Annotated in this window: 9 protein-coding genes, 3 tRNA genes and 1 pseudogene; 6 read left to right on the top strand and 7 right to left on the bottom strand. The window is 61.3% G+C overall.

All coding sequences use genetic code 11. The annotated features are described in order from the left end of the window. Nucleotides 1–129: 129 nt before the first annotated feature. The 6 genes from AVTE2539_RS04920 (at nt 130) to AVTE2539_RS04895 (ending at nt 4,460) form a co-directional block, all read left to right on the top strand. Nucleotides 130–210, top strand: coding sequence for a hypothetical protein (locus AVTE2539_RS04920; RefSeq protein WP_284409432.1), 81 nt, complete (start codon nt 130–132; stop codon nt 208–210). 70 nt (nt 211–280) lie between these two features. After that, nucleotides 281–790, top strand: coding sequence for a TIGR03757 family integrating conjugative element protein (locus AVTE2539_RS04915; protein ID WP_349817203.1), 510 nt, complete (start codon nt 281–283; stop codon nt 788–790). After that, the gene (locus AVTE2539_RS04910; RefSeq protein ID WP_284409430.1) at nt 790–1,722 is read left to right on the top strand and encodes a TIGR03756 family integrating conjugative element protein; all 933 of its coding nucleotides are present in this window, start codon (nt 790–792) and stop codon (nt 1,720–1,722) included. Before AVTE2539_RS04915 ends, AVTE2539_RS04910 begins: the two co-directional genes overlap by 1 nt. Before the next feature lie 10 nt (nt 1,723–1,732). Then, nucleotides 1,733–3,133 (top strand): integrating conjugative element protein, encoded by a 1,401-nt coding sequence (locus AVTE2539_RS04905; RefSeq protein WP_284408558.1) that lies wholly within the window; start codon nt 1,733–1,735, stop codon nt 3,131–3,133. A gap of 23 nt (nt 3,134–3,156) precedes the next feature. Then, a complete protein-coding gene (locus AVTE2539_RS04900) occupies nt 3,157–4,092 on the top strand; it encodes a phosphoadenosine phosphosulfate reductase domain-containing protein (RefSeq protein WP_284408557.1) in 936 nt (311 codons plus the stop codon). Continuing rightward, nucleotides 4,089–4,460 carry a hypothetical protein gene (locus AVTE2539_RS04895; RefSeq protein WP_284408556.1) on the top strand — a complete coding sequence of 124 codons (372 nt, stop codon included), beginning with the start codon at nt 4,089–4,091 and terminating at the stop codon, nt 4,458–4,460. Before AVTE2539_RS04900 ends, AVTE2539_RS04895 begins: the two co-directional genes overlap by 4 nt. A gap of 61 nt (nt 4,461–4,521) precedes the next feature. On the opposite strand, the gene AVTE2539_RS04890 is transcribed toward AVTE2539_RS04895, so the two are convergent. The 7 genes and pseudogenes from AVTE2539_RS04890 to clpX form a co-directional block, all read right to left on the bottom strand. Beyond that, on the bottom strand, nt 4,522–6,132 hold the full coding sequence (locus tag AVTE2539_RS04890; RefSeq protein WP_284408555.1) for a hypothetical protein: 1,611 nt from the start codon (nt 6,130–6,132) through the stop codon (nt 4,522–4,524). 579 nt (nt 6,133–6,711) lie between these two features. Then, nucleotides 6,712–7,965 (bottom strand): annotated as a pseudogene (locus AVTE2539_RS04885) (tyrosine-type recombinase/integrase); the annotation flags it as partial. Nucleotides 7,966–8,185: 220 nt separating this feature from the next. Beyond that, a tRNA-Gly gene (locus AVTE2539_RS04880) sits at nt 8,186–8,261 on the bottom strand. Between the two features lie 123 nt (nt 8,262–8,384). Beyond that, a tRNA-Cys gene (locus AVTE2539_RS04875) sits at nt 8,385–8,458 on the bottom strand. A gap of 54 nt (nt 8,459–8,512) precedes the next feature. Next, nucleotides 8,513–8,588: transfer RNA gene (locus AVTE2539_RS04870), tRNA-Gly, on the bottom strand. A gap of 85 nt (nt 8,589–8,673) precedes the next feature. Continuing rightward, complete coding sequence (gene lon / locus AVTE2539_RS04865; RefSeq protein WP_284408554.1) at nt 8,674–11,097, bottom strand: endopeptidase La; 2,424 nt, start codon at nt 11,095–11,097, stop codon at nt 8,674–8,676. A 139-nt stretch (nt 11,098–11,236) separates the two neighbouring features. After that, nucleotides 11,237–12,502 (bottom strand): ATP-dependent Clp protease ATP-binding subunit ClpX, encoded by a 1,266-nt coding sequence (gene clpX / locus AVTE2539_RS04860; protein WP_092740458.1) that lies wholly within the window; start codon nt 12,500–12,502, stop codon nt 11,237–11,239. Between the last annotated feature and the right edge of the window lie 88 nt (nt 12,503–12,590).

Here is a 12,590-nt window from a genome sequence, read left to right as displayed (position 1 = left end):
GTTATTGGCGCATTTTATCCAAGGCCAGGTAGAGGGGATTGCGGGCGTGCCTGATAATAGGGCGCTGGCCTGTCTAAACCGAAAATTCATCACTTGTGCGCGTCCGCTCGACTACGTGTCGCGCTAGAGGTGGTAGACATTAGGATCCTTGACCACCTCCTTGTTAGCAAGGGCGATCTCTACTCCTTTGCCGAGGCTGGCTTTCTTTGATCCACGGGCGCTCCTTTCGAGCGCCCGTTTTCTTGCGAACAACGCGGTGCCGCGGCGCATCGGTTTGTCGATGGCCTGCCTTGGAGGGATCGGTTCGACTTGGAGCTCCGAACGTTTCTTTGAGCACCCCATGCCATCGCTTCCTTTCCCTCCGCTGGAGCACCTCACACACCAGCCATCGCGAGTGGCAGCACTGTTGGCGCTATTACTCATAGCGCAAGTCGCTGATGCCGAGATTCGGATCTTCACCGACAGCGCCCATCCCGTCACCGCGCCCGCGGGCATCACCGTCACCGAGCTCGACGCTCCTGCCCGCCTGGTGGCCGCGCTGGGCGCAGGCTTGCCGAGCGATCCCGCGCGGGCCGAGGCCATCATGCGCCGTCGCCTCAAAGAGGCCCCGCGCGGCACTCCCGCACCGACACAGATCGCGCAGGCCTACCAGGGCGTGGCGGATGCCTACAACGCTGGCATCGCGAAGCTGCCGGCGGTCATGGTCGATGGCCGCTATGTGGTCTACGGCGAGCCAAACGTCTTCCGGGCACTGGCACGCATCGCGGCCTACCGGAGCACGCAGCCATGATGCGCTCCCGACGCTTTCGGGCCGTGGTCGTGGGGGCGCTGCTCGCGAGCACAGGTTCCTCCTTCGCGCTCAACACGGCCACCATCGTGTCCTCGGCGTTGTCGCCGGATTGCCTGGCCTACCGCGTGGTGGGCGTGTGCTACTGGTTGTACTGCACTTGGAGCGGCTGCACCGTGCGCACCTCGATCAAGGTGCAGCACTACATCCCCGACGCGGTCGTGTCGAGCTACAGCAACACGGGGGAGAACCCTTGGGTCGAAGTGCGGGCCATGAGCCAGCCCAATCCCACCGCAAAGGCCGGCGGCGATGGCACGACCAACGAAGACCACGAAAACAACCTGGCCAAGTTCAAGAACGCGGATGTGATCGGGCACCCGGCCGGCGCGGCCTTCAGCGAGTTCGCCAGCCAGTTCGGCTACACCTGCGAAGGCGCAGGGACGCCGTTCGTCCCTTATTTGCTCAGCACCTTCGACACGCTGGCCTGGCGCTACAACGTGCCGGAGATGACCTATCCCGAGGCCCTGACCCCTGGCATGCGAGAGATCGGCTCGCGCTCGACGGCCGACCTCTGGGGCAACGTCTATCCCCGCGGCGGCTTCCTGCACCAGAGCGATGACCATCTGGCCGGCGCGGTGGTCGCTCAACGGGCGGGCGACGTGGTCACGCGCAAAGGCCAGCCCCACGTCTACCAGCCACTGCTCGCCACCGCGCATGCGGGCTACTGGCCGGCCGGCGCGCTGGTGGAGAGCTACGCCGCCACAGGAAGGTGGCAGGAACTGACCCCGACCCTGTCCAGCGGCTGCGCGGTATTTCCGAACAGAAACACCCACGTGCAGGCGCAGCGAGGCGACTACGCCTGGGCGCTGTGGCGCCCCTACAGCTGCTGCCAGCGGCGCGGCCAGGTGTTCCTGGGCAGCGTGGACTTCTTCTGAGGGCACGTCGATGAAGCACCGTTTTTCCCGATGGCAGTTTTCTGCCGCGCGCCGGTTCGGGCCTGCGGGCCTGGCGGCACTGACGCTGGCCGCCAGCGCGGCGTGGGCGCAGACGCGCATGGATGCCGACGGCATCCACGCCAGCGGCAACGTGCTCGGCAGCGATGTGCTGTACAGCATCGGCGGTGGCCGGGCCGTGTCCATGGGACCGGTCGGCAACATGCAGAGCATCGGCGTGGGTGCGGCCTGGAACAGCAACTTGGTGTGCGGTGACATGAGCATCACCACGACGCTGCAGAACCAGCTCAACGGCGTCACCAACGGTTTCCAGTCGATCATGAGCAACGTGATCCAGAACGCCACCAGCGCGGTGGCGTCACTGCCGGCGTTGATCATCCAGCGCGCCGACCCGGGCCTGTACAACCTGCTGACCAACGGCATCCTGCAGGCACGCCTGGACTTCGACCGGTCGAAGATGACCTGCCGCGCGATCGCCAACCGCATGGCGGACATGGCCGGCGGGCAGACCGGATGGAACCAGCTCTCCGAGGGCATGGCACTCAAGCAGGCCGTGTCCAGCACCGATGCGGTGTCGGCCATCGAACGGGCCGAGGCGAACAAGGGCAACAGCGGCGTGCCCTGGGTGGGCGGCAGCAGCGCGGGCGGCTCGGGCCAGGCCGCCATCAAGGTCGTGGGCGACGTGACGCGCGCCGGCTACAACCTGCTCAATGGCCGCGGGGTCACCGACACCTCGTCGATCAACGCGAACGACTGCAACGGCCGCCTGACCTGCCAGACCTGGACCTCGCCCCAGGCCGCCGCGACCTGGGCGACCCGCGTGCTGGGCGAGCGCGAGCAGCGCACCTGCCAGGCCTGCAACAAGACCGCGACCACGCCCGGCGTGGGCCTGACCCCACTCATCCAGGAAGAGTACGAGACCAAGCTCAAGGCACTGCAGGAACTGGTGAGCGGCGCCAAGCCAACGACGGCCGCCAACCTGGATGCGGCGGGCAGTGCATCGCTGCCGGTCACGCGCGGCGTGATCGAAGCGCTGCGCGACGAACCCGACCAGGACTTGCTGGGCAAGCGCCTGGCCTCGGAAGTGGCGCTGGCGAGCGTGATGGAGAAGGCCTTGCTGCTGCAGCGCACGCTGCTCACCGGCCGCAAGGAACCCAACGTCGCCGCGAACGAACTCGCGACCAAGGCCGTGGACCAGGAGAGCGGCGCCCTGGCGCAGGAGATCCAGAACCTCAAGACTGAACTGGAGCTTCGCCGCGAACTGGCCGGCAATTCGCCGATGGCGCTGATCCAGCGCCACAGCACCCGTGCGGCAGGCTCGCGCGGCATCTACCAGGGCGACCCGACGCGTGATCGCGTGCAGGAGATCCAGAAGCCGCGGAGCACGCCGTGACCGCCGGGGGACGCAGCCTGCGCGTGCAGCACCTGGTCAATGTCTCCGGCGGCAAGGACTCCACCGCGGTATACCTGATGGCGATCGAGTCCGGCCGCCCGTTTCGTGCGGTGTTCGCGGACACGGGCAACGAGCACGAACTGACATACGAGTACGTGCAGCGGCTGCATGAGCGCACCGGCGGCCCGCGGGTGGAATGGGTGAAGGCGGATTTTCGTGCCCGGATGGCCAAGCACCGGGCCTATGTGCTGGAGCATTGGCCTCGCATGGGCATTCCCGAGGCGCTGGTCCACGAGGCCGCGCAGCTGCACGAGCCGACCGGCAACCCGTATCTCGATCTCTGCATCACCAAGGGACGCTTTCCGTCGAGGATGGCGCAGTTCTGCACGTCCGAGCTCAAGGAATTGCCGATCACCGAGCAGATCGTGATTCCGATGCTGCGCCGAGGCCCGGTACTGCAGTGGCTGGGCATCCGCGCCGACGAGAGCACGCACCGGGCACAGCAGCCCCGCTGGAACCGGCACGAGTCGGGCTGCTTCCTGTGGCGCCCGATCTTCGACTGGACGGTGCAGGACGTGTGGAAAAAGCATGCCGACCATGGCCTGGCACCTAACCCGCTGTATGCCATGGGCATGGGGCGGGTCGGCTGCATGCCCTGCATCCATTGCGGCAAGGCCGAGCTGCGCTCAATCGCCGAGCGCTTCCCGGAGCACATCGACCGGATCGAGCGCTGGGAGCGGGTGGTGGCCGCGGCGAACAAGCGCCACGCGGCGACGTTCTTCCCGGCCATGAAGGACCCGACCGATGCGGACCGGCCCGGCCGGTACTCGGGTATCCGCCGGCTGGTGCAGTGGTGCCGGACGGCGCGGGGAGGACGGCAGTACGCATTGTTCTTCGACGACCCGCCTGGTAGCGGATGCACATCCGATCTGGCGCTGTGCGAAAGGAACCTTTCGTGACAGAAAAGCGCGGACGCCGCTTTGCCTGGCTGCTCAACCGCCGGCTGGGCATCGCGTTGCTGTGGACGGCGCTGGCCATCGGCATCGCCGTGGCTGCGAACTTGGTGGGCATCCGAATGCTGGGCGGCATCGAAGCCTGGAGCCATTGGCTGCGAGCGCACGCCGGCTATTTTTTCGCCTGGCGGTTGGTCCTGTATGGAGCGACCGCCTGGGGTTGGCGGTGGATGCACCGGCGTCTTCGGCAGCGTGAAGCCTCGACCGAGGCATTCTCTCGTCTGCGGCGCACGGAGATCGCCTCGGTGCTGGTGATTGCGTTATTGGAAATAAGCGCGCTGAACGGATGGACCCTCAGCCCATCCGTTCATTGACCTCACTGCAGTACTGCGAGCAGGTTGATTTCTGCGCCAAAGTTCTAATATCTGCAGAGCCTTAGAAATTGTCGCGCGAGTAATCCGCAGATCGCAATGTAACCACGCCATCGCTATTTAATGGCCGCTCAAGCTGTTCGATAACATCCTCCGGCACCTGCGGGATCTTGTCACACCGCGCAGGAGGCTTACTAAAATTACCCATAAAGTCGACAGGAAGTCGCTGGATTAATCCATGGCTTATCGCCGAACCTAGCGCCCTAACACCAATTCTATCGGTCAAGTTGATTAATTCAGGCGCAATTTCCAAAAGAATCTCCCACCCATCTTTTTCCTCACTGACAAAAAATGAGTGCACAAGATTCGACATGCTTTCCCTGCCGGGACTTTCCGACTCGAATGCAAGACTCAACTCGGGTGGTCCGTCATGCTTGGAGACCAGCAGCAGAGAAAAGTAGCGCCGCTTCCCGCCCGAGGAATAAACCATCAACTCTCTGGACGCCACTTTCCCCAAAAGATCGCGGCAAAGCGCCAGATTCGTTGTCTTCAACACAAATGCAATCTCATCCCCCAAATGAGTGAACTCCATCTTCAGCTCATGCCGAATATCGAAATCGGTCGCGGGACGAACAAACAAAATGCCGGACTGACCATCTTTTCGAAGCGTTGAGTACAACTCATCGTCTCCTAAAATCGCCAGCTTCAGCTTTTCAAAATATTCGCCAAACTCGCCCGGATGCATCCGGGTCTTGGGGTCATACGAGATCCATTCGAGGCAGACTGGACTCCCATGCAGCTCGACGACCTGGCTAAAGTTGTGATCTGCCGAAGCAAGTTCGATGGTGGTGAGGTTTACCTGCTTTGGGCTTGAATTGACTGGATAGCCAAACACGACGTAGCAGTTTTGCCCTTCGACGAACACTGGCACAAGATCATCGTCACCAAGACCATATTCTTCCATATAGCTACTCGTCGCTAGCGCTGTTTCAAACCAATCCTGATGCCGAGCCATCTCTTCGGTGAGCTCAATGATAGGAAGCAGTACATCTATTGCGTTTGGGTCATTCAGATAGTCGAGGGCGGCTTGGTACCAAGCGGCTGGTTCTTTCCATACGATGCGAAGCTTTCCTACGGGTTCAGCATACTCGCCTCTCTCAGAGCCGAAATCGTAGAACCTCGGCAGATAGGTTCGCGTGCCGATCAACCGTAGGCAGGTTCCATTGACGACGACCGCGGACTCGACCACAGCCCAAGGGTCGGGGCCGATGTTTGCCGGCCGCCATTCCGACGCATTGAGCGTCGGCAACACATCTCCAAGCAAAATCGGACCAGCGCCCACAGCAAAAATCTCTTGCAAGTGGCCGAGCATCCCCGCCAAATTGGTGTTGGTCAGCAAGTGCTGACTCATCGACCTTGCTAGATCGCGACGCTGCTCAAAGAAATACGACAGCGCCTCGCTGGAACTCGGCAGAGATGCCAAGAGTTGGATATTTTTGTCCAGCGTTCGGCGCTTCAGCCGGTTCACCAAGTCAGTCCACGCGGAGCAGCGGTAACAAGACTTGGCCAAGATGTCCTTGGCCACGGTGATTGGAAGCTTGAGCCTTGCCGCGAAGCGTTTCGCTTGGCGATGAATAGTGTCGAGCTTGTGCTCTACAAGGATTGAATCGGTCATGGTTATGTCCTCAATGCGGTTTGCACTGGAGACGCCCATCCACCTTCCCCAGTGCTCGCAAAGAGCTGAACCAAGGGCAGAAAAAAACGCAGGTTGATTCCACTTCGCTGTGGCCCGATGGGCCCTGGGGATGGGCAGCACGCCGACCATGCAACGGCGCAGAGGCGAATCTTACCCTTGAAAGAGATGATGAGAACAGCCCACTGGAGCCATTGGCGTGCGCTTTCGCCACCGACATGACGGCTGTAGGCCCAAAGCCAAGTCCATCTCTAATGGCGCAAGTTTTGGATCTGCAAGCATGTCATTGCGGCACACTGCAAACCGGGCACTCAGTCAATCCCAGGCAGAACCTCTCCCGCACAGAGCAGCAGCCAATTGGCGCGGTGACTTCAAGTTGCTTTCTGGACCGCATTCGCTTGCTCATGCCCTCGCCCGCACGGCAGCATTCCCACTGTCACCGGCCCGGGCAAAGAGTTGGCCTAACAGCTGCAGCGCATCGTCCTTGGGCCGCAACTGTCCCGAGGCAAGCGCCTTGAGATAGGCCTCGATCACTTCCAGGCTCTCTGGGGCCACGGGCGATGCGCCCGCTTCCTCGACCTGTTCCCCGGCCTCCCAACGATCCAGTCGGTTGGCCCAGTCCTGCATCATCAGACGGCGCTGCTCCACGTAGGCCGCATGGTTGTAAGCGGCACGAATCTGGTTGGGGTCGGCGTGCGACAGTTGTGAATCAATCCACTCCACACGGTAGCCGAGCTCATTCAGTGCGGTGGAGATGGTGCCCCGGATGCCATGACCGGTCAGCTGCTCTTCGTAGCCCATGCGACGCAGCGCGCCATTGAGCGTGTTCTCGCTGATAGGCTCCTTGAGGTCGTCACGATTGGGCAGCAGATATCGCTGCGCTGGCCGCCGTGCCTGCGCGTCGAGCAGTTCGCGGACGATGGCAATGGCCTGAGTCGAGAGTGGCACCACATAGGGCGGCACGGTCTTGCCTTCCTTGCGCATCTTCAACTGCAGTTGCTTGACGATCACTGCGGGGATAGTCCAGAGGCCTCGTTCCAGATCGAACTGCTCGGGCACCGCCGCGCGCAACTCGCCTGTTCGAACGCCGGTCAGGAACAGCAATTGAATGCCCTGGCGCGTGGTCTTGAAGCCACGGTACTTACGCAATGTCCGCAGGAACGCGGGCAGTTCCTCCATGCGCAGGAACGGGTTATGGCTCACCGGCGGCTTGGGCACGGCCACGATGTCCAGATCGCTGGCAGGGTTCGCAGGCAGGCCCTTCTCCACCATCGCGTAGCGGAACATCTGGTTGAACCACGTGCGCACCTTCTCCGCAGTGGTCAGCGCATGGCGGCGCTCGATCTTGCGCAACACTTCCAGCAGGTGTGCCGGCGTCACGTCAAAGATGGAGACCGCGCCGAGCCAAGGGAGCACGTCCTTATCGAAGATGCGATTGATCTGCGACAGCGTGCTTTGCCGGCCAGCCTTCAGGCTCAATGCCTTGAAGTCCCGCCATGACTGAAACACTGCCTGGAAGGTATGCGTCGCTGCAGCCTGCGCCTTTTCTTCGGCCTGGCGAAGATGGGCGCGGGGATCGACCCCATTGGCAAGCTGCGCTCGGAGTTCATCCCGGCGGCCCCTCGCCTCCTTGAGGCTGATCTCTGGGTACGGGCCGATGGCGATGCGAGACTGCTGGCCCAGCCATGAGAAACGGAAGTGCCACTTCTTCTTGCCCTTGGCACTCACGAAGAGCAGCAAGCCGTGCGCGTCGTTGAGGGTGTAGTCCTTGCCAGTTGTCCTGGCCTGCCGCACCGCAGTATCTGTCAAAGCCATCGAACTCTCCTTCAGGATGAGGAGAGGTGTACCGACGTCGATGGAAGCAGCACAGCCGAAAACCGGACAACCCAGCGCCCGGATTTTCAGTACTAATTTATGTACTAAAAGTGCGTGGCTGGGGGTGGATTTCAGCAGACTTTGCTGGATGCTCCACAGACAGAAACCACTGTGGGATCAAGGTGCTGTGGACTTCGCTGGAAGTCCACAGCATAAAAATTGGAGCGGGAAAAGAGTCTCGAACTCTCGACCTCAACCTTGGCAAGGTTGCGCTCTACCAACTGAGCTATTCCCGCATGTCGCTTGATTGATTTACACCAACCTAGCAAGACTCAAATTATAGCACCACTTTTAACCACTCAACCAGAACAACCGAATGTTCTTGTTCCGTGCATCAAAACCGCTTTCGCGATCAGTGCTGGAGGCGCGGGCCGGAGTCGAACCGACCTACACGGATTTGCAATCCGGTGCATAACCGCTTTGCTACCGCGCCAAACCTGCTTCCCTTGGCAAAAAGGGGAAGCTGTGCTTCCCCTTTTTTGGAAATTGGAGCGGGAAAAGAGTCTCGAACTCTCGACCTCAACCTTGGCAAGGTTGCGCTCTACCAACTGAGCTATTCCCGCATTTACCGAAGCCTCACATTGTACAACGTTTGCATCGATGGGATGAATTGTAGCGCAATTTTTGGAGGCTTTCGACAAATTTCCATCAATGCTTCACAGAGCCTGCAGTGGTAGAGGTTTTTTCCTCTGACGCAGGCACTGCCGCAGCGATTTCCTCATCGGTGAGCGCGATCGGTTTGCGCTCGAGCGCCACTTCCAGCACCTTGTCGATCCACTTCACCGGCACGATTTCGAGCCCGCTCTTCACGTTCTCGGGAATCTCCTGCAGGTCCTTGACGTTCTCTTCGGGGATCAAGACGGTCTTAATGCCACCGCGCAGTGCCGCCAGCAATTTTTCCTTCAGCCCACCGATGGCCGTCACCTCGCCTCGCAAGGTGATTTCTCCGGTCATCGCCACATCGCCTCGCACGGGGATACCGGTCAGCGCCGAAACGAAAGCGGTCGTCATGGCCGCGCCGGCGCTGGGCCCGTCCTTGGGCGTCGCACCGTCGGGCACGTGGATGTGGATGTCGCGCTTTTCGAAGGCCTCGTCCTTGATGCCGAGCATGCGGGAGCGACTGCGCACCACGGTTCGTGCCGCTTCCACCGATTCCTTCATGACGTCGCCCAGCGAGCCGGTGCGCGTGATCACGCCCTTGCCGGGCATCGTGGCCGCTTCGATGGTGAGCAGATCGCCCCCCACTTCGGTCCATGCCAGGCCCACCACTTGCCCCACCTGATTCTGCTGCTCCGCGCGGCCATAGGTGTACTTGCGCACACCAAGATAATCGGGAAGGTTGTCCGCGGTCACCACGACTTGCGGCGTCAGTTGCTTGAGCTGCAGTCCCTTGACGACCTTGCGGCAGATCTTGGACAACTCACGCTCCAGCGAACGCACCCCTGCTTCGCGCGTGTAGTAGCGAACCACGTCCCGCACCGCCGACTCGGTGACTTGCAGTTCCTCATCTTTGACGCCGTTGTTGCCCATCTGCTTGGGCAGCAGGTACTTCATGGCGATGTTGGTTTTCTCGTCTTCGGTGTAGCCCGACAGGCGGATCACTTCCATCCGGTCCAGCAGCGCCGGCGGGATGTTCATCGAATTGGAGGTGGCGACGAACATCACGTCGCTCAAATCGAAATCGACTTCGACGTAGTGGTCGCCGAACTTGTGGTTCTGCTCGGGATCGAGCACTTCCAGCAGGGCGCTCGAAGGGTCGCCCCGAAAATCCGTACCCAGCTTGTCGATTTCGTCCAGCAGGAACAGCGGATTGCGCGTACCGACCTTGTTCAAGCTCTGCAGCACCTTGCCGGGCATGGCGCCGATGTAGGTCCGGCGGTGACCGCGGATCTCCGCTTCGTCACGCATACCGCCCAACGCCATGCGCACGTATTTACGCCCGGTCGCCTTGGCAATCGACTGCCCGAGCGAGGTCTTGCCAACGCCGGGTGGCCCCACCAGGCACAGAATGGGAGCCTTGACCTTGTCCACGCGCTGCTGGACCGCGAGGTATTCCAGGATGCGGTCCTTGACCTTGTCGAGGCCGTAGTGGTCTTCATTGAGCACGCCCTCGGCATTGGCAAGGTCGTGCTTGATCTTGGTCTTTTTGCTCCACGGCAACCCGGTGAGCACTTCGATGTAGTTGCGCACCACCGTGGCTTCGGCCGACATGGGCGACATGAGCTTAAGCTTCTTGAGCTCGCTGTCCGCCTTCTTGCGCGCGTCAGCGGGCATCTTTGCGAGCTTGATCTTCTTTTCGATCTCCTCGATGTCCGCGCCCTCCTCGCCCTCGCCCAGTTCCTTCTGAATGGCCTTGACCTGCTCGTTCAGGTAGAAATCGCGCTGGTTCTTCTCCATCTGGCGCTTCACGCGGCCACGGATCTTCTTGTCGACATTGAGGATGTCCACTTCGCGATCCAACTGCTCGAAAAGGTTTTCGAGGCGCAGCTTCACATCCGACAGGTCGAGCACGACCTGTTTGTTTTCCAGCTTGAGCGGCAGGTGGGCGGCAATGGTGTCCGCCAGACGCCCTGGATCATCGATGGCAGAGATCGAGGTGAGGATTTCCGGCGGAATCTTCTTGTTCAGCTTGACGTACTGATCGAACTGCTGCATCACGGCCCGGCGCAAGGCCTCGATCTCGCTGGGCTTGCTCTCGTCCTCCTGCGCTTCGACGGGAGCCACAGTCGCGGTGAAATGGGTTTCGTTGTCCTGGATGGCAGACACGAGTGCCCGCTGTTGCCCCTCGACCAGCACCTTGACGGTGCCATCGGGCAATTTCAGCATCTGCAGGATCGTGGAAACGCAACCCACGTCGAACATGTCCGAGACGAGGGGCTCGTCCTTGGCGGCGGTTTTCTGGGCGACCAGCATGATCCGCCGGTCGGCGTCCATGGCCAGTTCCAGCGCCTTGATGCTCTTGGGGCGTCCCACGAACAGCGGGATCACCATGTGGGGGAAGACCACGACGTCGCGCAACGGCAGCAACGGCAGGTCGATGGGGGTGGCAGGCAGTGGGGTTTGTCCGGACATGGAAATCCTCATGAAGCTGCTTGGAATATGGTCCAACAGCGAGATTTTTCAACCCACCACGATCGCCGATGAAGCGAAGGCGATGGGTTGCAGGCGAAGAGGACTGCAGGCGGCTGCTGCGTTACCGGCGGGCCGCGCCTCAGGCTTTCTTGGCGGCCTCTCGGTACACGAGCAGGGGCGCCTTGTTTTCCTCGATGGTGGACTCGTCCACCACCACTTTTTCTACATTGGTGGCATTGGGCAGGTCGAACATGGTGCTGATCAGCGATTGCTCCAGAATCGACCGCAGGCCGCGCGCGCCGGTCTTGCGAGCGAGCGCCTTGCGGGCAATGGCCTTGAGCGCCGCAGGGCGGATCTCCAGGTCCACGCCCTCCATGGACAGCAGCTTGTTGTACTGCTTGACCAGGGCGTTCTTGGGCTCGGTCAGAATCTGGACCAGCGCATCCTCGCTGAGCTCGGCCAGGGCCGTCACGACGGGCATGCGGCCCACCAGTTCGGGAATGAGACCGAACTTGATCAGATCTTCCGGCTCGATCTCGGTGAACACCTCGGTCAGGGACCGTTGCTTCTTGCTCTTGACCGACGCCCCAAAACCGATGCCCGAGGCCTCCGTGCGGTTCTCGATCACCTTCTCCAGGCCCGCGAACGCGCCGCCGCAGATGAACAGGATGTTCGTCGTGTCGATCTGCAGGAAGTCCTGGTTGGGATGCTTGCGGCCACCCTGCGGGGGCACGCTGGCCATGGTGCCTTCGATGAGCTTGAGCAGCGCCTGCTGAACCCCTTCACCCGACACGTCCCGCGTGATGGACGGGTTATCCGACTTGCGGGAAATCTTGTCGATCTCGTCGATGTAGACGATGCCGCGCTGGGCCCGCTCCACCTCGTAGTTGCAGCTTTGCAGGAGCTTTTGCACGATGTTCTCGACGTCTTCACCCACGTAGCCGGCCTCGGTCAGGGTGGTGGCATCCGCCATCACGAAAGGCACGTCCAGCATGCGGGCCAGCGTCTGGGCCAGCAGCGTCTTGCCCGAGCCGGTGGGCCCAATCAGCAGGATGTTGCTCTTGGACAGTTCCACCTCGTCCTTGCCGGCCTTGTCCTTGTGGCGCAACCGCTTGTAGTGGTTGTACACGGCCACGGCCAGCGTGCGCTTGGCGAAGTCCTGGCCGATGACGTAGCTGTCCAGGTTCGCCTTGATCTCCGCGGGGGTGGGAAGGTCGCCGCGCGATTCGCGCGTGCCGTCGGCTGCTGGAAGCTCGTCCCGAATGATTTCATTGCACAGGTCGATGCACTCGTCGCAGATAAAAACCGACGGACCGGCGATTAGCTTCTTTACCTCGTGCTGGCTTTTGCCGCAAAAGGAGCAGTAAAGGGTTTTTTCGCTGGAAGAGCCTTTTTTCTCGGCCATGGGGGCAATGCCTCGTGTTGCGGAACGTTGTCGGGATGATAACGAAATAAAAAACGGCGTCTTCCCTGGGGAAAACGCCGCGTATTCC

This window comes from Acidovorax sp. SUPP2539 (genome assembly GCF_030158975.1).
Classification (GTDB): domain Bacteria; phylum Pseudomonadota; class Gammaproteobacteria; order Burkholderiales; family Burkholderiaceae_C; genus Paracidovorax.
This window is presented reverse-complemented; position numbering and strand designations above follow the sequence as displayed.

Excerpts from the sequence above, each read along its gene's own strand:
- AVTE2539_RS04915 (WP_349817203.1), top strand. The coding sequence starts at position 281 with ATGGCCTGCCTTGGAGGGATCGGTTCGACTTGGAGCTCCGAACGTTTC.
- AVTE2539_RS04910 (WP_284409430.1), top strand. The coding sequence starts at position 790 with ATGCGCTCCCGACGCTTTCGGGCCGTGGTCGTGGGGGCGCTGCTCGCG.
- AVTE2539_RS04905 (WP_284408558.1), top strand. The coding sequence starts at position 1,733 with ATGAAGCACCGTTTTTCCCGATGGCAGTTTTCTGCCGCGCGCCGGTTC.
- AVTE2539_RS04890 (WP_284408555.1), bottom strand. The coding sequence starts at position 6,132 with ATGACCGATTCAATCCTTGTAGAGCACAAGCTCGACACTATTCATCGC.
- lon (WP_284408554.1), bottom strand. The coding sequence starts at position 11,097 with ATGTCCGGACAAACCCCACTGCCTGCCACCCCCATCGACCTGCCGTTG.
- clpX (WP_092740458.1), bottom strand. The coding sequence starts at position 12,502 with ATGGCCGAGAAAAAAGGCTCTTCCAGCGAAAAAACCCTTTACTGCTCC.